Origin of the sequence: Mesorhizobium shangrilense (assembly GCF_040537815.1) — a bacterium.
Classification (GTDB): domain Bacteria; phylum Pseudomonadota; class Alphaproteobacteria; order Rhizobiales; family Rhizobiaceae; genus Mesorhizobium; species Mesorhizobium shangrilense.
The window spans coordinates 3,862,797-3,882,918 of sequence record NZ_JBEWSZ010000001.1 but is presented as its reverse complement, the minus strand read 5'-3'; the positions used below and the strand labels follow the sequence as shown (position 1 = coordinate 3,882,918).

Genomic DNA, 20,122 nt, shown 5'->3' with positions numbered 1-20,122 from the left:
GATCACACTAGAAATTAGCAGCTTTCATACGCGGACCGTCTAGGCAACAACTGACGTCCCAAACAGAAAACCGGGCACTTTGGCCCGGTTTTTTGTTTTTATCGCTGTGATGATTTCGTACCGCCGCTTGGCGACCGGCGGGTGATCAGGAAACCTGTTCCACCTGCTGCACTTCCGGCACGAAATGCCGAAGCAGATTCTGGATGCCGTGCTTGAGCGTCGCCGTCGATGACGGGCAGCCGGCGCAGGCACCCTTCATGTGCAGGAACACGGTGCCGTTCTCGAAACCACGGAAGGTGATGTCGCCGCCGTCCTGCGCCACGGCCGGACGCACCCGCGTGTCCAGCAGTTCCTTGATGGTGATGACGAGTTCCTCGTCGGCCTTGTCGTAGAACTCGCCGGTCTGGCTGGTTTCGGCGGCAGGGCCGGCTTTGGTCATCACCGGCGCGCCGGACATGAAATGCTCCATGATGGCGCCGAGAATCGCCGGCTTCAGATGCTGCCAGTCGGGTCCGTCCTTGGTCACCGTGATGAAATCATAGCCGAAGAACACGCCGGTGACGCCGGGGATCTCGAACAGCCGGCCTGCCAGCGGCGAGGCCACGGCGGCGCTGTCGGCATCGCGGAAATCCGCAGTGCCTTCGACAAGCACTTCCTTGCCAGGCAGGAATTTCAGCGTCGCCGGGTTCGGCGTCGATTCGGTCTGGATGAACATGGCTGTCTCCATGCCCGTTGCGGGCAACTAGTTTGGAATAATTCTAAATAGGCTCTATCGGCGGGACATTCAAGCGAAACGCATCGCCGGAACGGCTGGCTGGCGGAATGTTTTTGCGGCTTCTGCCGCTCTCTTGAAGGTGTGTTGAGCTTCCGGTCAGGCCGAGCATTTGCAGGTCGGCATCACCTGGAGATCAATACACCTCACGCCAGGCTGTCGATCTCCTCGTCCGAAAGATTCTGCGGCACCACGGTCACCGGAATCGGGAAGGCGGCGCCCTTGCCGGCCACCGCGCCGACCAGCGGCCCCGGCCCCTCCTTGCCGGCGCCCGCCGCCAACACAAGGATGGCAATGTCCTGGTCTTCCTCGATCAGCTTGTGGATTTCTTCCGTGGGCTTGCCTTCGCGCACAACCACTTCCGGCTCGATGCCGAGTTTCTGGCGCACCTTGTTGGCATAGCGATCAAGGGTGCCGCGCGCCGTGGCGGTGGCCTCCTCGCGCATGATCTTCTCGACGCCCAGCCAGTGTTGGAAATCGTCGGGCTCGATGACGTAGAGCAGCACGAGCGTGCCGTTGGTGCTCTGCGCCCGCTTCGACGCATAGGCGACGGCGCGCTCGCATTCCGGCGTGTCGTCGATGATCGCCAGGAACTTGCGGCGATGACCGGCTTCGCGACTGAGGCGTTTGGAGACCATGTCTATCTACTCGGTGTGTTTTCGCGCGCAATCTGCCACCATGGCTGACCGGCGGCAAGCCGCCGGTCTCGGGCAAGTGTTGTGCAACGCACTGACGACGCGGATCAGCCCTGCAGCAGGCCGATGATGTCGCGAACCGTCTTCATCGTCGCTTCGGCCAGAACGCGGGCGCGATCGCCGCCGTCCTTCAGCACCGCGTCGACATAGGCGCGGTCGTCGGAAATGCGGCGCATCTCGCTGGCGATGGGCGCCAGCTTTTCCACCGCAAGGTCGGCCAGCGCCGGCTTGAACACCGAAAACTGCTGGCCGGCGAACTCCTTCAGCACGGCTTCCTTCGAAATCTCGGCGAGACCCGCATAGATGCCGACCAGATTTTCCGCCTCGGGACGAGAGGCCAGACCGTCCAGTTCGCTCGGCAACGCTTCCGGGTCGGTCTTCGCCTTGCGGATCTTCTTGGAGATCGCATCGGCATCATCCGTCAGGTTGATGCGCGACAGGTCCGACGGGTCCGACTTCGACATTTTCTTCGAACCGTCGCGCAGCGACATGATGCGCGCCGCCGGCCCGCCGATGACCGGCTCGGTCAGCGGGAAATAGCCATGCACGGTCTCTTCGCCGACCTGCATCTCGACACCGACGCCAAGGCTGGCGATGCGGTCCGAGAAGTCGTTGTTGAACTTCTGCGCGATGTCACGCGTCAGTTCCAGGTGCTGCTTCTGGTCTTCGCCCACCGGCACATGCGTGGCGCGGTAGAGCAGGATGTCGGCCGCCATCAGGCTCGGATAGGCCAGCAGGCCGAGCGAAGCGTTCTCGCGGTCCTTGCCGGCCTTGTCCTTGAACTGCGTCATGCGGTTCATCCAGCCGATGCGCGCCACGCAATTGAAGATCCAGGCGAGTTCGGCATGCTGCATGACCCGCGACTGGTTGAAGACGATGTGCTTCTTCGGGTCGATGCCGGAGGCCAGGAACGCCGCCGTGATCGACCGCGTCTGGTCGGCGAGGTCTTCATGGACGAGTTGGGCTGTCAGCGAATGCAGGTCGACGACGCAATAGATGCAGTCGGATGTGTCCTGCAGGGCGACGAATTTCTTGATGGCGCCGAGATAGTTGCCGAGATGCAGATTGCCGGTCGGCTGGACACCGGAGAAGACGAGTGGCTTGAAGGCGGACATGGCTGTTCCTCTTGGCTTGTGGAGGGCCGTATAAGCATGATTCCAAAAAGTGCGGACTTTTCGGAGCCAATCACGCGGCTGGAAACCGCGCGCGGCGAAAGGATTGCGACGGCGCGCTTATGGACGAGAGCGGGGAGAGGATCAAGAGGCAGGAGAACCCGCACAGCCATTGCCTCAGCTGAATTGTTTGTTCGATGTTGTCGGGCGTCGTGCTTGTTGCGTCTGTCCCTCAGCCTGACAGGTCCGCGCCGCCCCTCACTGTCCTGCCGGACATTTCTCCCCGTATAGAGACGGGGAGAAAGGCGCGGTCATCACCGGTTTCCCCAATCGCCAGCGCTGCAAGAGAGGCGCTGCGTTGCGGTCAGCTACTTTCTCCCCGTTTACGGGGAGAAATGTCCGGCAGGACAATGAGGGGCGGCGCCGACATCGCAATGTATAGTATGGCGGAACATTTTCCGCATACGATCTGATGAGAAATAAGATGCCCATCAACGTCAACAACGAGGAAGTTTTGGAACGCCGCAGCCGCGAGACGCCGCTGGAGACAGCGGCGCGGCTTCGGGCCGAATTCGGAATCGTACTCAGCGAGCAGGCACGCAAACCGCTGCCGCGCCCGGTCTACGACGAATTGTCTGGCGACGACTGATGCTTGCCGAGCGGCTCGCTACGGTCCGCTTCACGGATCTCGAGACTGTCCCTTAATCGCCGGGGCGCCCTTGCGCGTCGCATTGCGCCGGATCATGCCGAAATCGGCGCCGCCAGTGGCGAAGGCGGTGACGAAATAGAGCATCGCCCCGCCGGCTACCAGCGCCAGCACTGTCGTCGCCTTGATCAGCAGTGGCGAACCGGGGCCGATCCTGGCGGCCAGCCAGTGTTCGGCGAAATAGAGTGCGACGCCCATCACGAGCGCCGACAGAACCAGCCGAGGGATACGCTTCAGCAAGGGCACGTCGCGGCCCCAGTGGCCACGCCGGATCAGTGTCCCGAGCAGCATCACCGCATTGACCCAGCCGGCCACGGCGGAGGCCACCGCGATGCCGGGCGCGCCCATCGACGGAAACAGCGTCAGCGCCGTGGTGACGTTCACCGCCACCGAGATGGCGGCAAAGATCATCGGCGTGCGCGTGTCCTCACGGGCGAAATAGCCGGGCGTGAATGCCTTGATCAGCACGAAAGCCGGCAAGCCCAAGCCGAAAATCGCCAGGATCGCCGCCACCGTCGGCGTCGAGTGGTTGGCGGCAAACGCCCCGCGCTCATAGACCAGCCGCACGATCGGCTCGGACATCACCCAAAGAGCGGCGGCGGCCGGCAGGGTCAGGAACAGGGTGAACTCGACCGAACGGTTCTGCAGATTGGCCGCCTCGATCAGATTGCCGGACTTCAGTGCTCTGGACAGTTCGGGCAAAAGCACGATGGCGACGGCGACGCCGACGACGCCGAGCGGCAACTGGTAGACGCGATCGGCATAAGCAAGCGAGGAGACCGCGCTGTTTTGCGCCGATGCGATCGCCGTGCCGATCAGCTGGTTGATCTGGGTGATGCCGCCGGTGATCGCGGCAGGCAGCGCCAGGATCAGGAGCCGCTTGACGTTGGGCGTCAGCTTCGGCCGGCGAAAACCGATCGCGATGCCGGCATTGCGCACCGCTACCCAGACGATGGCGAGTTGCACGATGCCCGCTGCCAGCACGCCCCAGGACAGGCCGAACCCGACGTCATGCGCATCCAGGCCATGGTACCATGCGTAGGCCAGCACACCGATCAGGATGATGTTCAGGAAGGCGGGTGCGATGGCAGCCGCGAAATAGCGGCGCAACGAATTCAGCATGCCCGCCATCATCGCCGCGAGCGACATGCAGATCAGATAGGGGAACATGATCGTCGCAAGACGGACGGTCATCTCGAACTTGCCCGGCGTTTCGGCAAAGCCCGGCGCCACCAGGTAGCGCACGATCAGCGGCATCGCCAGTTCCATGGCGATGGTCAGCGCCAGCAGCGCCGAAAACAGCACGCCGAACACTTCCTCCGAAAAGCGCTTGGCGCCATCGGTGCCGTGGGTCTCGATCTCCTTGGCGAAGAGCGGCACGAAGGCGGCGTTGAAGGCGCCTTCGGCGAACAGCCGGCGAAAGGTGTTGGGAAACTGGAAGGCGGCGTTGAAGGCGTCGGCGATCGGTCCAGTGCCGAGTGCTGCCGCCATCAGCATTTCGCGGCCAAAGCCGAGCGCCCGGCTCATCAACGTGCCGGAAGCGACCGTCGCGAATTTTCTGACAAGGCTCATAGGTCTGGAAACTGCCTGCGATTTTGGGACAAGTGGAGTAGGGACGTCACTCGGCGGCCGCCTTGGCCTTGCCGCCGCCACGCTCGGGCGTGATGCCTTCCAGCGCCGCGATCAGCCTGTTGTGGATGGCGTTGGTGCGCGCCGGGCTGTCGATCTTCTGGCCGGTGAGATCGGTGACATAGAACGTGTCGATGACCTTTTCGCCGAAAGTGGTGATGTGGGCCGAAGCAATGTCGAGCGACAGGTCGGACAGCGTCCCTGTGATCTCCGACAGCAGGCCTGGCCGGTCCAGTCCCTCGACCTCGATCACCGAGAACCGGTTCGACAAGGTGTTGCGGATTTCGGCGCGCGGCGGGATCTTGAACACCTTGGAGCCGCGCCGCGGCTTGGTGCGTTTCTCGATCATCTCCGGCAGCCAGCTCTTGCCGGACAGCACATCCTCGATCAGCCGTCCGACGCGCTCGGCGCGACGGCGTTCATCCTCGTCACGGTCGAATTCCCTCGAGATCAGGATGGTGTCCAGCGCGCGGCCGTCCGATGTGGTGAAGATCTGCGCGTCGACAATGTTGCCGCCGGCTCCGGCACAGGCGCCGGCGATGACCGATAGCAGGCGCGGATGATCCTGTGCCAGCACGGTGATTTCAGTCACCGCCTCGAACTCGCGGGTCTTGACCATGGTGGCCAGCCTGTTGCCGGCGATATCCGCTTCGCGAATGAATTCGGCATGACGGATCTGGTCGGCAAGGTCGACAGCCAGCAGATAGTTCTCGTAGTGCAGGGCGACATAGCGCTTGCGGGCCTCGTCGGGCCAGTCGGCAAGCGCCTCTGCAAGCCGCTCGCGTGCCGCCGCGGTGCGCTGCGCGCGCGACACTTCCGAAAACCCCCCGGTCAAAAGCAGTTCGGTCTCGTAGTAGAGCGTGCGCAGCAACTGCCCCTTCCAGCCGTTCCAGACGCCCGGCCCAACACCCCTGATATCGCAGACCGTGAGAATGAGCAGCAGCTTCAGCCGTTCGACCGACTGCACGATCGCTGCAAAATCCTCGATCGTCTTGCGGTCGTTGAGATCGCGGGTCTGTGCCGTCATCGACATGACGAGATGGTTCTCCACCAGCCATGCGACCGTCTCGGTGTCGGCTGGCGACAGTCCCATATGCGGGCAGATGCGCCGTGCAATCCTGGCGCCTGCCTCGGAATGGTCCTCCGGCCTGCCCTTGGCAATGTCGTGCAGGAGCACGGCGACATAGAGCGCCTCGCGGCTCTTCCTCAGGCCCGGCATCAGCGTGTGGGAGAGCGGATGGATCTTCTCGCCGTCGCCGCGCTCGATCTCGGCCAGCACGCCGATGCAGCGGATCAGATGCTCGTCCACCGTATAGTGGTGGTACATCGAGAACTGCATCATGGCGACGATCTTGCCGAAGTCCGGGATGAGCTTTCCCAGCAGGCCCGCTTCGTTCATGCGCCGCAGATTGAGTTCGGCGTTTCGGTCAGACGTCAATATGTCGAGGAAAAGCCGGTTGGCCTCCTCGTCGCGGCGCAGTGCCTTGTTGACCAGCCCGAGCGAGCGGGTCAGCAGCTTCAGCGCGTCCGGATGGAACTCCAGCCCATGCTTGTCGGCGAACCAGAAGAGCCGCAGAAGATTGACCGGATCGCGCTCGAACACCTGGTCATCGGCGATGTTGATGCGATGATTGTCGACAATGAAGTCGGACGTGCCGGCAAGCTTGCGCTTGCGGCGCGAGAAGGTGAGGAAGATTCGGTTGAAGCCCGGCACATGCTTGGCCTGCTCCTCCTCGAGTGCTGCGCAGAAGATACGGGTGAGGTCGCCGACATCCTTGGCGACAAGGAAGTAGTGCTTCATGAACCGCTCGACCGCCGAAAGGCCGGGATGAGTGGTGTAGCCGAGCCGCTCGGCGATTTCGCGCTGGATATCGAAATGCAGCCGCTCCTCGGCCTTGCCGGTGAGGAAATGCATATGGCAGCGCACCGCCCAGAGAAAATCCTCGGCCTTCTGGAACTCGCGGTACTCGGCTTCGGTGAACACGCCCTTGTCGACCAGTTCCTCGCCAGTGCGCACCCGGTAGAAATACTTGCCGATCCAGAACAGCGTCTGCAGGTCACGCAGGCCGCCCTTGCCGTCCTTGACATTGGGCTCGACCAGATAGCGGCTTTCGCCGGCCTTGGCATGACGTTCGTCACGTTCGGCGAGCTTGGCCTGCACATATTCCGGCCCGGTCGTGCGCACCACTTCGTGGTCGAAGCGCAGCATCAGTTCATCATAGAGCTTGATCTCGCCCCACAGGAAACGCGCCTCGAGGATCGAGGTCCGGATCGTGACATCGGTGCGCGACAATCTCAGGCATTCGTCGATGTTGCGGGTGGCATGGCCGACCTTCAGCCCCAGGTCCCACAGCATGTAGAGCATGTACTCGACGATCTGCTCGCCCCACGGCGTCTGCTTGTAGGGGAGCAGGAACAGGAGGTCGATGTCGGAACCCGGCGCCAGCGTGCCGCGGCCATAGCCGCCCACGGCGACCACGGCCATGCGCTCCGCCGATGATGGGTTCTTCACCCGGTAGACATGGGTGACGGCAAAATCATAGAGCGCACGGATGATCTCATCCATCAGATGCGAGAGCCGCTCGGCGCAGGCGGTGCCGCCGCCATCGTCCATCAGCATGCGCTCGGCTGTCTTGCGACCGTCCGCCAGCCTGCCCTTGAGAAGCTGGAGAACGCCCGTGCGCGCGGCTTGCCCGGAGCCATCGCCGGCCGTCGCCGCGGTCAGCGCACTCATTTCGCGGCGCAAGGCTTCGCCGTCGATCAGTTCATCGAGCTTCAGGGAGATTCTTGCCATAAGTGCTGGTTGGCCTCGCCTTTTCGGCGGCGTCTATAGCGCGTTTTCGCGGCCGTGGGTATGCCCGGCCAACGTCACCGTTCTGGCGGCGCCTATACCGCGTTCTCACGGCGCTGGGTACGAGGCGGGCGGAAATGCTCACCGTGGTAATCGAACGGGATGACCTTCGCCTGTCGGAGGCGGCAGAAATTGGCGATCTGCCTCGCCAGCCGCCTGATTTCGATGCCGATCTTCTTCGCCAACCTGGGCTTGCGCCGCTCCAGAAGGCCGTTGGCAAGCAACAGATCCATGCGTTGATCCTTGATCAGGCTCGGCAATCCGACGGCCTTGTCGCCGAGGAACTGATCCTGCACGCAAATTGCTGGAACGGACTGGTAGATGATGTTCTGGGACGATGTCGCGAGATTGGGGTTGAACATGACCTGGTCGACAGGAATGCCGATCTCATGCGTTCCCTCGACAAGGTCGCGCGCAGATTGTCTTGATATGACGTAGCCACCCGTGCCGATATGAAGTCCATACAGCCTGGACACTGAAAGGCCCTGGCCGAGCGAAATACGTTTCCGGCCGATAATGGTTTTACTGAAAAACGTCTCCAGCTTGACGATGCCGGCATCGGCGGGGATCCAGTCGGAACTGGTCAGCAGAGCGCCTGCCTGTTCCGAAAAGACGACATCGTCCTCGAAAATCGCTCCGTAAGGATCATCTCCCCGCGCGATGATTTCCCAGCAGGCCCTGTGGCTGAGGAGGCAGCCGATCTCGGAGCCGGTCAGACGCAGCTTGATCACGCGATTGGCGTACATCGGGATGGCATCGAAGTCTGGCCGATCCCTTCCGTCGATCGCCGCCATGCGCTCGAATGCCACCCCAAGCCGGGCAAATTCGGCTGTCATGTGGGCGAGCCGGTCCTTGGATCGGTCGAGGTTGATAAGCAGGCATTTCATCAGCTCGGATCGATGCAGCCTTGGGCGACGGCGTCAAGAGCACAGCGTTGCGATTGCGCGTGGTTCTTCTGCTCGAACTCGTTGTCGCTCGCCAGGATGCAAAAAAGGCGAGAAATCAGCCCTTGACCTTCCAGTTGCTGGAAGCACTACCTTCGGATCGAGATTGAGACATAAAGGCATTTTCCGATGACGCATTCCGATCATGATCATCACACGCACGCGCATGGCAGCTGCTGTTCCGCGAAGGCGGCTCCGCCCGCTGGCGATGCCGTCTTGCGCGATCCGGTCTGTGGCATGACGGTCGATCCAGCGTCGGGCAAGCCGACCGCCGAACATGGCGGCCATGTCTTCCATTTCTGCAGCGAGCGCTGCCATTCGAAATTCGTGGCGGAGCCGGAAAAATACCTGACGGCCACCGATCCTGTCTGTGGCATGAGCGTCGACCGTGCCGCCGCCAAGCATTTTCTGAACCATGAAGGCCACAGCTTCTATTTCTGCTCGGCCGGCTGCATGGCGAAATTCGAGGCGGAGCCGCTGAAATACCTGGGCGGCAGGCCCGCGCCCCAGCCGATGCCCAAGGGCACGCAATACACCTGTCCGATGCATCCGGAAGTGATCCGCGACAAGCCGGGATCCTGCCCGAAATGCGGCATGGCGCTGGAGCCGATGGGCGTGCCCACCGGCGATGAGGGTCCTAATCCCGAATTGGTCGATTTTACCCGGCGGTTCTGGGTCAGCGCGGTTCTGTCCGTGCCATTGCTGGTCGTTGCGATGGGGCCGATGCTCGGCCCGTCCTTTGCAAACCTCATTGATGAGCGCGTGCTGGTGTGGGTGGAATTGGCGCTGGCGAGCCCAGTGGTGCTGTGGGCGGCAATTCCCTTCTTCCATCGCGGCTGGGAGTCCGTCCTCAACCGCAGCCCCAACATGTGGACGCTGATTTCACTCGGCGTCGGTACGGCCTATCTCTACAGCGTCGTCGCTACCCTGTTTCCGGACATCTTTCCGCATCAGTTCCGCGGCCATGGCGGCAAGGTGCCGGTCTATTTCGAGGCGGCGGCTGTCATCGTCGCGCTGGTGTTCCTCGGCCAGGTGCTGGAACTTCGTGCCCGTGAGAAGACCGGCTCGGCCATCCGTGCGCTGCTCGACCTCGCGCCCAAGACAGCGCGGCTGATCGGCGAGGACGGTTCCGAAAAGGATGTTCCGCTCGACGCGGTCAAGGCCGGCGACCGGCTGAGGATCCGCCCCGGCGACGCGGTGCCCGTCGATGGCAGCGTGCTGGAGGGCCGCTCTTCGATCGACGAATCGATGATCACCGGCGAGCCGCTGCCGGTCGAAAAGACACAAGGCGACGCCCTTACCGGCGGCACGCTCAACAAGAACGGTTCGCTGATCATGCGTGCCGAGAAGATCGGCGCCGAGACCACGCTGGCGCGCATCGTCGAGCTCGTCGCCAAGGCGCAGCGTTCGCGCGCGCCGATCCAGGGGCTGGCCGACCGCGTGTCTTTCTACTTCGTCCCCGCTGTCGTGCTGATCGCGCTCGCTGCATTTGCAGCCTGGGCGATGTTCGGCCCCGCGCCCAGCCTGATCTTCGCCATCGTCTCGGCGGTTTCGGTGCTGATCATCGCCTGCCCATGCGCGCTCGGGCTGGCGACGCCGATGTCGATCATGACGGCGACCGGGCGCGGCGCGCATGCCGGCGTGCTGATCAAGGAGGCGGCCGCGCTCGAGCGGTTTGCCTCGGTCGACACGCTGATCGTCGACAAGACCGGCACGCTGACCGAAGGCCGCCCGCGGCTGACGGATGTCGTTTCTGTCGAAGGCATGGCGGAAAATGTTCTTCTGGCGCTCGCCGCTAGCCTGGAAAAAGGGTCAGAGCATCCACTGGCCGAAGCCATCGTCGACGGTGCCCGCGAACGCGGCGCCAGTATCGCCGATGCCAGCGATTTCGAGGCGACAACCGGCAAGGGTGTTTCCGGCACGGTGTCGGGAAAGAATGTCGCGCTTGGCAATGCTGCCATGATGGCCGATCTCGGCATCGATATCGCAGTGCTCGCCGAGCGGGCAGGCGCGCTTCAGGCCGACGGCAAGACGGCGATGTTCGTCGCTGTCGACAAGAAGCTGGCCGGCATCGTTGCCGTTGCCGATCCCATCAAGGCAACCACGGTCGAAGCGATCAAGGCACTGCATGAGCGTGGCCTCAGGATCATCATGGCGACCGGCGACAACGAGCGCACGGCGAAGGCCATCGCCAAGCGGCTCGGCATCGATGAAGTGCGCGCTGGGTTGATGCCGGAACAGAAGGCGGCCCTCGTCGAGGAGCTGCGCGCCAGGGGTGCCGGCGTCGCCATGGCCGGCGACGGCGTCAACGATGCGCCCGCACTTGCCGCCGCCGATGTCGGCATCGCCATGGGCACCGGCGCTGATGTCGCAGTGGAGAGCGCGGGCATCACGCTGGTCAAGGGCGATCTCAACGGCATCGTCCGGGCTCGCACGCTCGCCCAGGCGACGATCGGCAACATTCGCCAGAACCTGTTCTTCGCCTTCCTCTACAACGTGCTTGGCGTGCCCGTCGCCGCCGGTGTGCTCTATCCGCTTACCGGCACGCTTTTGTCGCCAATGCTGGCGGCTGCGGCGATGAGTCTCTCCTCGGTTTCGGTCATCGCCAACGCTTTGCGGTTGCGGACGTTGAAATTGTAATCCCAACCCCCAAATACGAAATCCCAATCAACAGGAGACCATGAATGACCTTCGCTAAAAAACTCGTGCTGTTGCTGATGGCGGCGGGAATGCTGCTTGCCGTCTTCCTCGAAAGCGTCCCTGCTCAATCCGAGGAGATGAAACACGACATGAGCGCGATGGCCATGAGCGCGGCAAGCCCTTCGACCGACGGCTACAAGGCGGCCATGGACAAGATGCACACCGACATGATGGCGGTGGAATATTCGGGCAACGCCGACGTCGATTTCGTCCGCGGCATGATCCCGCACCACCAGGCCGCGGTCGACATGGCCAAGGTCGAGCTTGCCAACGGCAAGGATCCGGAAATTCGCAAACTGGCCGAAGCGGTCATCGCCGCGCAGGAAGCCGAGATCAAGCAGATGCAGGATTGGCTCGCCGCCCATCCGGTGAAGTAGCGCGGCTGCTGCGCGCGGCAGAAATCCGGGAAGACGCTTTCCGGATTTCCGCCGATGTCTATGATGCCTTCAGCATCGATCGCGCCACGCCGGGAGCCCCCATGTCCATCTGTGATAAGAACAACCACGCTGCCCTCCGGTGAAGCCGTTCAGGTACTCGGCCAGGGGACCTGGAAGATGGGCGAGGATGCCCGACACCGTCCCGACGAGGTCAATGCCCTTAAGCTCGGCCTCGACCTTGGCATCACGCTGATCGACACCGCCGAAATGTATGCGAGCGGCGGCGCCGAGGAGGTGGTGGCTGAGGCCATTGCCGGGCGTCGCGACGAAGTCTTCCTCGTGTCCAAGGTGTTGCCATCCAACGCATCGCGCTCGGGCGTGCCGCTGGCATGCGAGAAAAGCTTGAAGCGCATGCGCACCGACCGCATCGATCTCTATCTGCTGCACTGGCGTGGCGGCGTCCCGCTGGCCGAAACGGTCGAGGCCCTGGAGGCGTTGCGCAAGGCCGGAAAGATCCGTCACTGGGGTGTCAGCAATTTCGACACCGACGACATGGAGGAACTGGCCCGCCTGCCGGCCGGCGGCAATGTGCAGACCAACCAGGTGCTCTACAATCTGTCCCGGCGCGGTCCCGAATTCGACCTCATGCCCTGGGGCCGGCAGCGCGGCATCCCGCTGATGGCCTATTCGCCGGTCGAGCAGGGCGCATTGGCGCGCAGCGCCAAGCTGCAGGCCATCGCCAGCCGCCATAATGTGACCCCGGCGCAGGTCGCGCTCGCCTGGGTGATGCGCGGGGACGGCGTCATCGCCATTCCCAAGGCCAGCAGTCAGGAACACGTTCGCCAGAATGTCACCGCGCTCGACATAGAGCTTACTAGCGAGGATATCGCCGAGCTTGATCGCGCCTTCCCGCCGCCGACGCGCAAGCGCGGCCTGGAGATGATCTAGCCGGCGTCCAGCTTCGCCCTGGCTCGTTGCAGCGCGCGCGAAAAGACCGCCGTGTCGTCGAAGGCACGGGCAAGGGTGAGTGCACCCTGGATGACGGCAACCGTCTCTTCGGCAAGTGCGATCGCTTCTGGCTGGCTGTGCCCGGCCCGTTTCAACGCCTCGGTCAGATGCATGACCCAACGGCCGAAATAGCTTCCGATCTGCCTGGCGAAATGATTGCGGGCGTCGTCCAGCGCGAAGGCGCCGATCAGGCACACACGGCGCCCGGACTGGAAATAGCTGTCGGTCGCTTCAAGCATCCGCTCGATGCCTGCCCGAGGGTCGTGCTTGTCCTGCAAGGGCATAAAGACGTTCGCTTCGAACCAGCCGTCGATATGGGAGATGACGTCAGCCGCCATCTCCTCCTTCCCGCCGGGGAAGAAATGATAGAGGCTTCCCTTGCCCAGACCCGTCGCCTCGCCGATCAGCGACAGGCTGGCGCCTTCATAGCCATGCTTGCGGAAGACTTCGGCCACAACAGCCACGAGGCTGTCGCGGTCGGGCGCGATCCTGCGCACGTGGCTCCTACAATCCGAGTTCGGAAAGGCCGGGATGATCGTCGGGCCGGCGGCCGAGCGGCCAATGATATTTGCGCTCGCCCTCGTTGATCGGCAGGTCGTTGATGCTAGCCAGCCGCCGGCGCATCAGGCCGGCGGCGTCGAATTCCCAGTTCTCGTTGCCGTAGGAGCGGAACCAGTGGCCGCTGTCATCGCGCCACTCATAGGCAAAGCGCACCGCGATGCGGTTGTCGTGCCAGGCCCAAACCTCCTTGATCAGTCGGTAGTCGAGCTCGCGCGCCCATTTGCGCGCCAGAAACCGGACAATTTCGGGCCGGCCAGTGATGAACTCCGAGCGATTGCGCCACACGCTGTCCTCGGTATAGGCGAGCGAAACGCGTTCCGGATCGCGGCTGTTCCAGGCGTCCTCGGCCATGCGCGCCTTCTGCGCGGCAGTCTCTAGCGTGAAGGGCGGCAGCGGCGGACGGCTCATGGCGTTCTCCCAAAGGCCGCGACACGGCCAGATGGGAGGCATTGTACCGATCAGTACAATGACGTCAAGGCCGATTGCCGCAGACCCTGGCAGAGCGTCGCTACGGTTTGCTCGCCAGCCCCTTCAGCCGATACAGTGCGTCCAGCGCCTCGCGGGGCGTCATCTCATCGGGGTTGATCTCGCCGAGTGCCGCGCCCAGGGCATCGTTCTTGACCGGCTTTGGCGCTTCCCGCTTCAGCGCCACGGAAAACAGCGGCAGGTCGTCGACAAGCCGGTTGGCCTTGCCGGAAACCTCGCCTTCCTCCAGTTGGTGCAGCACTTCCTTGGCCCGGCCGACCACCGCTTCCGGCAGGCCCGCCAGTCGCGCCACCTGCACGCCGTAGGACCGGTCGGCGGCGCCCTTGCCGACCTCATGCAGGAAGACGACGTCGCCCTCCCATTCCTTCACCCGCATGGTGACGTTGTGCAGTCGCGGCAGTTTTCCCGCCAGCGACGTCATTTCGTGGAAATGGGTGGCGAAGATCGCCCGGCAGCGGTTCTTTTCGTGCAGATATTCCACTGCCGCCCAGGCGATCGACAGGCCGTCGAAGGTCGCTGTGCCACGGCCGATCTCGTCGAGGATCACCAGGGCTCGTTCGCCGGCCTGGTTGAGGATAGCCGCGGTCTCGACCATCTCGACCATGAAGGTCGAGCGCCCGCGCGCCAGATCGTCGGATGCGCCGACGCGTGAGAACAGCCGGTCGACGACGCCGATATGGGCTGATGACGCCGGCACGAACGAGCCGGTCTGGGCAAGGATCGCAATCAGCGCATTCTGCCGCAGAAACGTCGACTTACCGCCCATGTTGGGGCCGGTCAGCAGCCAGATGGCGCCGTTCTTGGCGCCACCCTCCGGCGACAGGTCGCAGTCATTGGCGACGAACGGGCCTTCGCCCGAGCGCCGCAGCGCCTGTTCGACCACCGGATGGCGTCCCCCCGAAATCTCGAAGGCGAGTCCGCCATCGACGATCGGCCGGCACCAGGCTTCACTTTCGCTGAGCAGGGCAAGTGCCGCAGAGACATCGAGCACGGACAGCGCCTCGGCCCCGGCGCGGATCTTCTGCGCTTCGCCGACGGCCTCCGCTGTCAGCGTGTCGAAGGCCGCAAGTTCGATGCTCAGCGCGCGGTCGGCGGCGTTGGCGATCTTTGTTTCCAGCTCCGCCAGTTCCGTGGTCGTGAAACGCATGGCGTTGGCCATGGTCTGCCGATGGATGAAGCGGGCCTTCGCGCCGTCGCTGCCGGTCATGATCGCGTGATGGTTGGCCGTCACCTCGATGTAGTAGCCGAGCACATTGTTGTGCCGGATTTTCAGCGAGCGAATGCCGGTCTCGTCGATCAGCGAGCGTTCCAGCCCGGCGATCACTTTTCGCGACTCGTCGCGCAGCGCCCGCATCTCGTCGAGTTCGCCATGATAGCCGCCACGGATGAAGCCGCCGTCGCGCTTGAGCAAGGGCAACTCTTCGCCGAGCGCTTGCGTGAGATGCGCCGACAGCGGGCGCGGCAGCGCCTTGATCGCTTCAAGCGCCGCCGCCAATTCCCCGGGCAAGGCGGTTGCTGCGAAAATTCCGGCGATCGCCTCGGCCGCCTCGAACCCGGCGCGCAACGCGCCAAGATCGCGCGGGCCGCCACGGTTGAGCGCCAGCCGGGACAGAGCACGCGGCATGTCGGCGACGCTCTTCAGGCTCGCCCGAACCACCTGGCATAGACGGGTCTCGGATCGGAAGAACGACACCGAATCGAGCCGCGCCGTGATCGCCGCCGGGTCGGTCAGCGGCGCCATCAGCCGGTCCGCCAAAAGGCGTGCGCCGCCGCCGGTCACCGTGCGGTCGATCGCCTTGAACAGCGACCCTTCGCGGCTGCCCGACAAAGTGCGCAGCAATTCCAGATTGGCGCGCGTCGCCGGATCGATGAACAGGGTCGATCCCTGCTCCTCACGCTCGGGCCGCGACAGTGGCGGGCGTTCGGCCTTCTGTGTCTTCTCGACATAGGCGATGGCACCCGAGATCGCCGACAGTTCGGCGCGGGAAAACGCGCCAAAACTGTCCGGCGTCGCCACCTCGAAGAAGCGGGCGATGCGCCCCGTCGCCGAGGCCGAATCGAACAGCGAAGGCGGCTGCGGGCTGGCGACACGGCCGAGCACGTCGAAGATAGGCTTCAGCTCAGGATCATAAAACACCGGTTCGGCGACGATCAGTTCGCGTGGATCGACGCGGAAGACATCGGCCAGCAGCCGGTCGGCGGTGGTCTCGGCGACGCGGAAGGTGCCGGTCGATATCTCGATCCAGGCAATCGCGAAGCTGTGCTCCGCGCCGCCCTTCACCCTTCCCAGCGCCATCAGGAAACTCGATTCCGACGGCGCCAGCAATTTGTCCTCGGTGATGGTGCCCGGCGTCACCAGCCGCACGACATCGCGGCGCACCACCGATTTTGAGCCGCGCTTCTTGGCCTCGGCCGGATCCTCGATCTGTTCGCACACGGCCACGCGGAAACCCTGACCGATCAGCTTCTGCAGATAGTCGTCGGCGGCATGCACCGGCACGCCGCACATCGGGATGTCGTGTCCCTGGTGCTTGCCACGCTTGGTCAGCACAATGCCCAGCGCCCGGCTCGCCTTCTCGGCGTCGTCGAAGAACAATTCGTAGAAATCGCCCATGCGATAGAACAGCAGCGAATCCGGGTTCGCCGCCTTGATCTCGATGAACTGCTCCATCATCGGCGTGACGGCGGCAGTGGCGATCGGCGAAGGCGTCATCGCCTCGGGGGCGTCGGGCTCGTTCGGGTTGTGCATGTTCATGTGCGGCAGGCTAGCAGATGTGAACGCGCGGTTTAATGCCGGAGCTTCGAAAAACAGGGGACGACTGGGACGGTCGGGGTCGGCAATCATCATCACGAACCGCGATTCCCGAACGCCGGCGGTTTACACGCGGCGGCGCGTGGTCTTAATTCAAAACAACACAAGGCACCCGCTTCAAGGAGGTGCTGCATTGGTGAGGAAATCAAAAGCATCATGGCCAGGAAAACCGAAAACAGCGGTCCGTCCGTCAGCGCGCAGGAAGCGCTGGAGTTCCACGCCATGGGCCGTCCTGGCAAGCTGGAGGTCGTCGCGACGAAACCGATGGCGACGCAGCGTGACCTGAGCCTCGCCTATTCGCCGGGCGTCGCGGTTCCCGTGCTTGCCATTGCCGAGGACCCGAGCCGCGCCTTCGACTACACGACGCGCGGCAACATGGTCGCCGTCATCTCCAACGGCACGGCCATCCTCGGCCTCGGCAATCTCGGTGCGCTGGCTTCCAAGCCGGTGATGGAGGGCAAGGCGGTGCTGTTCAAGCGCTTCGCCGATGTCGATTCCATCGATCTCGAGGTCGACACCGAGGACGCCGACGAGTTCATCAACTGCGTGCGCTTCCTTGGGCCGTCCTTTGGCGGCATCAACCTGGAGGACATCAAGGCGCCGGAATGCTTCATCATCGAGCAGCGCCTGCGCGAGCTGATGGACATCCCCGTCTTCCACGACGACCAGCACGGCACCGCCATCATCTCCGCCGCCGGCCTGATCAACGCGCTGGAGATCACCGGCCGCGACATGAAGACGACGAAAATGGTTTGCAACGGCGCCGGCGCCGCTGGCATTGCCTGCATCGAGCTGATGAAGGCGATGGGCTTTGCGCCCGAAAACATCATCCTGTGCGACACCAAGGGCGTCGTCTTCCAGGGCCGCACCGAAGGCATGAACCAGTGGAAATCGGCGCATGCGGTCAAGACCGAAGCGCGCTCGCTGGCCGAGGCACTCGACGGCGCCGACGTCTTCCTCGGCCTTTCGGCCAAGGGCGCGCTGACCACCGCCATGGTGCAGTCGATGGCCAGGAACCCGATCATCTTCGCCATGGCCAATCCCGACCCGGAGATCACCCCAGAGGAAGTGGCGGAGATCCGCACCGACGCCATCATGGCGACCGGGCGTTCGGACTATCCGAACCAGGTCAACAATGTGCTCGGCTTCCCCTACATCTTCCGCGGCGCGCTGGACGTGCGGGCGACCACCATCAATGACGACATGAAGATCGCCGCGGCCAGGGCGCTCGCCGAACTGGCGCGCAAGGACGTGCCTGACGATGTCGCCGCCGCCTATCAGGGCAACCGGCCGAAATTCGGCCCCAACTACATCATCCCGGTGCCGTTCGACCCGCGCCTGATCTCGGCCATCCCGCTTGCCGTGGCCAAGGCCGCGATGGAGTCCGGCGTCGCCCGCAAGCCGATCCTCGACCTCGACCGCTACGCGCAGGAACTGTCCGCGCGCCGCGACCCGATCGCGTCCACCCTGCAGCGCATCTACGACCGCGTCCGCCGCCAGCCCAAGCGCATCGTCTTCGCCGAGGGCGAGGAGGAGCAGGTGATGCGCGCGGCCGTTTCCTATGTGAACCAGCGGCTCGGTACCGCCATCCTGCTCGGCCGCGACGATGTCATCAAGGAGAACGCCAAGCACGCCGGCATCGACTTGAACAAGCAAGGCATCGAGATCATCAACGCCAGGCTGTCGCGCCGCAACGGCATCTACACCGACTATCTCTATGAGCGCATGCAGCGCAAAGGCTTCCTGTTTCGCGACTGCCAGCGCCTGATCAACAACGACCGCAATCATTTCGCCGCCTGCATGGTGGCGCTGGGCGACGCCGACGGCATCGTCACGGGTGTGACCCGAAACTATTCGACCGCGCTCGACGACATCCGCCGCGTCATCGACGCCAAGCCCGGCCACCGCGTCATCGGCGTGTCCATCGTGCTGGCGCGTGGCAAGACTGTTCTCGTCGCCGATACCGCCGTCCACGACATGCCCAACGCGGAGCAGATCGCTGACATCGCCGAGGAAGCGGCAGGCTTCGCCCGTCGCATGGGCTATGAGCCGAGGCTTGCCATGCTCGCCTATTCCACCTTCGGCCATCCGCAGGGCGAACGCTCGGAGCGTGTGCAGGAGGCGGTGCGCATCCTCGACAAGCGCCGCGTCGATTTCGAATATGACGGCGAGATGGCAGCCGACGTCGCGCTCAACGCGCGCGCCATGGCGCAATATCCGTTCATCCGCCTGACCGGCCCGGCCAATGTGCTGATCATGCCGGCCTTCCACTCGGCCTCGATCTCGACCAAGATGCTGCAGGAACTCGGCGGCTCCACCGTCATCGGCCCGCTGCTGGTCGGCTTGAACAAGCCGGTCCAGATCGTTTCGTTGAATGCCAAGGATTCCGACATCGTCAACATGGCGGCGATCGCGGCGTATACGGCGGGCGCTTGAGGGGGGCGACTGAGCTCAGCCCCCCGAAAACGCACGGGCGGCTGCGGCCACCTCTTCGACCAGATCCTGTCTGAGCATATCGAGGGGAATACGACCCTCGAGATGCGTCGACTGGCGTGTCAGCCAGAACCAGGCAAGCCTGGGGTTTGTGATGGCGGACTGCACGTCGCTTATGCCCGCGATCGGCCTGCCATCGATGAACTGCGCGAGCGGGAACACATGCTTGCGGCCGCCCGTTCTCAGGGCAACGACATCATTGCGCTTTTGCCAACGGTGCAAGGTCGACCGTGCAATGTGCAGGTTCTCTTCCAGGTAGGTCGATCCGGCGACGCGGCCCGCCCAGTCTTCGATAAGCATCGATTCGAAATCGTCGCGCTGGGCCGGCTGGGCAGGCCCTTCGATAAGAACCGGGGGCACGGTCGGGGCCTGCTCCATGCCGGCGATCTTCGCCTCGCTGCGGCGCGTGGCTTCGACGGCGAGCGTTCGAACGAACTTCGACGCCAGGCCGGCCAGGTCGCCCTGGATGGCGTCGATGGCACGTTGATGTCTGGGCGAAAGCGACGTCACGGCCGCGGCGACGCTGCCGGCGATCCTGCTGGCAGTGGCCAGGATATGCGCGTCAACAGCCTCATTGCGCTGAGCCAGCAAGCGCTCGACTTCCTTTGCTACGACGGTTGCGAATTCATGGTGTCGGATTTCATCCGAACTGTTTTGAAATTTGGTCATGCATTATCCTTGCAAGCCGCCACGCGTTGCAGGAGTGCTGATACGGCCGAACGCCTATAGGGGAAGAATGCCTATCCAGATGATCGGCAAGCGCAATTGCTACCGATGCGCACAAACGCGCGATCAATATTTCGCATATTCACCCCACGACACTACGGCCGGACACCCCCGGGCCATCGGCTCGCGGCGCGCATGTCAGTCTACGCGCCACGAGCATCAGTCGCGTGTAGGTGCCATGTGTGACAGACACACGACGGCGAACCGATGGTTCCGAAACCAATTGATCGCTCGCCGAGACACGAAGAAA

The 20,122-nt window shown here is 63.6% G+C and carries 15 protein-coding genes; 5 read left to right on the top strand and 10 right to left on the bottom strand.

Translation table 11 applies throughout. The features are described 5' to 3' along the window. Positions 1-145 precede the first annotated feature (145 nt). From ABVQ20_RS18910 to trpS, 3 genes are all read right to left on the bottom strand, one after another. Positions 146-715, bottom strand: coding sequence for a NifU family protein (locus tag ABVQ20_RS18910; RefSeq protein ID WP_354461019.1), 570 nt, complete (start codon positions 713-715; stop codon positions 146-148). A 203-nt stretch (positions 716-918) separates the two neighbouring features. Further along, positions 919-1,410, bottom strand: a complete 492-nt coding sequence (locus tag ABVQ20_RS18905; protein WP_354461018.1) for a universal stress protein — start codon at positions 1,408-1,410, stop codon at positions 919-921. A gap of 104 nt (positions 1,411-1,514) precedes the next feature. Next, positions 1,515-2,582, bottom strand: a complete 1,068-nt coding sequence (gene trpS, locus ABVQ20_RS18900; protein WP_354461017.1) for a tryptophan--tRNA ligase — start codon at positions 2,580-2,582, stop codon at positions 1,515-1,517. A gap of 481 nt (positions 2,583-3,063) precedes the next feature. Between trpS and ABVQ20_RS18895 the strand changes: the two genes are divergently transcribed. Then, positions 3,064-3,228, top strand: coding sequence for a hypothetical protein (locus ABVQ20_RS18895; protein ID WP_354461016.1), 165 nt, complete (start codon positions 3,064-3,066; stop codon positions 3,226-3,228). Positions 3,229-3,258: 30 nt separating this feature from the next. On the opposite strand, the gene murJ is transcribed toward ABVQ20_RS18895, so the two are convergent. From murJ to ABVQ20_RS18880, 3 genes are all read right to left on the bottom strand, one after another. After that, complete coding sequence (gene murJ, locus ABVQ20_RS18890) at positions 3,259-4,857, bottom strand: murein biosynthesis integral membrane protein MurJ (protein ID WP_354461015.1); 1,599 nt, start codon at positions 4,855-4,857, stop codon at positions 3,259-3,261. A gap of 46 nt (positions 4,858-4,903) precedes the next feature. Then, positions 4,904-7,708, bottom strand: a complete 2,805-nt coding sequence (locus ABVQ20_RS18885) for a [protein-PII] uridylyltransferase (RefSeq protein WP_354461014.1) — start codon at positions 7,706-7,708, stop codon at positions 4,904-4,906. Between the two features lie 92 nt (positions 7,709-7,800). After that, a complete protein-coding gene (locus ABVQ20_RS18880; RefSeq protein ID WP_354461013.1) occupies positions 7,801-8,652 on the bottom strand; it encodes a glycosyltransferase family 25 protein in 852 nt (283 codons plus the stop codon). A 186-nt stretch (positions 8,653-8,838) separates the two neighbouring features. Between ABVQ20_RS18880 and ABVQ20_RS18875 the strand changes: the two genes are divergently transcribed. The 3 genes from ABVQ20_RS18875 (at position 8,839) to ABVQ20_RS18865 (ending at position 12,734) form a co-directional block, all read left to right on the top strand. After that, positions 8,839-11,349: a heavy metal translocating P-type ATPase gene (locus ABVQ20_RS18875; protein WP_354461012.1), complete on the top strand. Its 2,511-nt coding sequence runs from the start codon at positions 8,839-8,841 to the stop codon at positions 11,347-11,349. A gap of 44 nt (positions 11,350-11,393) precedes the next feature. Next, a complete protein-coding gene (copM, locus tag ABVQ20_RS18870; protein WP_354461011.1) occupies positions 11,394-11,786 on the top strand; it encodes a CopM family metallochaperone in 393 nt (130 codons plus the stop codon). Between the two features lie 63 nt (positions 11,787-11,849). Beyond that, on the top strand, positions 11,850-12,734 hold the full coding sequence (locus ABVQ20_RS18865) for an aldo/keto reductase (RefSeq protein WP_354462212.1): 885 nt from the start codon (positions 11,850-11,852) through the stop codon (positions 12,732-12,734). Here the strand turns inward: ABVQ20_RS18865 and ABVQ20_RS18860 are convergent. The 3 genes from ABVQ20_RS18860 to mutS all read right to left on the bottom strand — a co-directional run bounded on the left by ABVQ20_RS18860 (position 12,731) and on the right by mutS (position 16,596). Further along, positions 12,731-13,291 (bottom strand): TetR/AcrR family transcriptional regulator, encoded by a 561-nt coding sequence (locus tag ABVQ20_RS18860; RefSeq protein WP_354461010.1) that lies wholly within the window; start codon positions 13,289-13,291, stop codon positions 12,731-12,733. The genes ABVQ20_RS18865 and ABVQ20_RS18860 overlap by 4 nt on opposite strands. 7 nt (positions 13,292-13,298) lie before the next feature. Beyond that, positions 13,299-13,763, bottom strand: coding sequence for a nuclear transport factor 2 family protein (locus tag ABVQ20_RS18855; protein ID WP_354461009.1), 465 nt, complete (start codon positions 13,761-13,763; stop codon positions 13,299-13,301). A gap of 100 nt (positions 13,764-13,863) precedes the next feature. Then, positions 13,864-16,596 (bottom strand): DNA mismatch repair protein MutS, encoded by a 2,733-nt coding sequence (mutS, locus tag ABVQ20_RS18850; RefSeq protein WP_354461008.1) that lies wholly within the window; start codon positions 16,594-16,596, stop codon positions 13,864-13,866. A 213-nt stretch (positions 16,597-16,809) separates the two neighbouring features. Between mutS and ABVQ20_RS18845 the strand changes: the two genes are divergently transcribed. After that, positions 16,810-19,089: an NADP-dependent malic enzyme gene (locus ABVQ20_RS18845; RefSeq protein ID WP_354461007.1), complete on the top strand. Its 2,280-nt coding sequence runs from the start codon at positions 16,810-16,812 to the stop codon at positions 19,087-19,089. 15 nt (positions 19,090-19,104) lie between these two features. Here the strand turns inward: ABVQ20_RS18845 and ABVQ20_RS18840 are convergent, their stop codons facing one another. Further along, positions 19,105-19,815: an antitoxin Xre/MbcA/ParS-like domain-containing protein gene (locus ABVQ20_RS18840; RefSeq protein ID WP_354461006.1), complete on the bottom strand. Its 711-nt coding sequence runs from the start codon at positions 19,813-19,815 to the stop codon at positions 19,105-19,107. Positions 19,816-20,122 lie beyond the last annotated feature (307 nt).

Bases quoted from the DNA above. Each gene is read 5' to 3' on its own strand.
- ABVQ20_RS18840 (WP_354461006.1), bottom strand. From the start codon at position 19,815: ATGACCAAATTTCAAAACAGTTCGGATGAAATCCGACACCATGAATTC.
- ABVQ20_RS18895 (WP_354461016.1), top strand. From the start codon at position 3,064: ATGCCCATCAACGTCAACAACGAGGAAGTTTTGGAACGCCGCAGCCGC.
- murJ (WP_354461015.1), bottom strand. From the start codon at position 4,857: ATGAGCCTTGTCAGAAAATTCGCGACGGTCGCTTCCGGCACGTTGATG.
- ABVQ20_RS18905 (WP_354461018.1), bottom strand. From the start codon at position 1,410: ATGGTCTCCAAACGCCTCAGTCGCGAAGCCGGTCATCGCCGCAAGTTC.
- ABVQ20_RS18865 (WP_354462212.1), top strand. From the start codon at position 11,850: ATGCCTTCAGCATCGATCGCGCCACGCCGGGAGCCCCCATGTCCATCT.
- ABVQ20_RS18880 (WP_354461013.1), bottom strand. From the start codon at position 8,652: ATGAAATGCCTGCTTATCAACCTCGACCGATCCAAGGACCGGCTCGCC.
- ABVQ20_RS18855 (WP_354461009.1), bottom strand. From the start codon at position 13,763: ATGAGCCGTCCGCCGCTGCCGCCCTTCACGCTAGAGACTGCCGCGCAG.
- copM (WP_354461011.1), top strand. From the start codon at position 11,394: ATGACCTTCGCTAAAAAACTCGTGCTGTTGCTGATGGCGGCGGGAATG.
- mutS (WP_354461008.1), bottom strand. From the start codon at position 16,596: ATGAACATGCACAACCCGAACGAGCCCGACGCCCCCGAGGCGATGACG.
- ABVQ20_RS18885 (WP_354461014.1), bottom strand. From the start codon at position 7,708: ATGGCAAGAATCTCCCTGAAGCTCGATGAACTGATCGACGGCGAAGCC.
- ABVQ20_RS18845 (WP_354461007.1), top strand. From the start codon at position 16,810: ATGGCCAGGAAAACCGAAAACAGCGGTCCGTCCGTCAGCGCGCAGGAA.
- ABVQ20_RS18910 (WP_354461019.1), bottom strand. From the start codon at position 715: ATGTTCATCCAGACCGAATCGACGCCGAACCCGGCGACGCTGAAATTC.
- trpS (WP_354461017.1), bottom strand. From the start codon at position 2,582: ATGTCCGCCTTCAAGCCACTCGTCTTCTCCGGTGTCCAGCCGACCGGC.
- ABVQ20_RS18875 (WP_354461012.1), top strand. From the start codon at position 8,839: ATGACGCATTCCGATCATGATCATCACACGCACGCGCATGGCAGCTGC.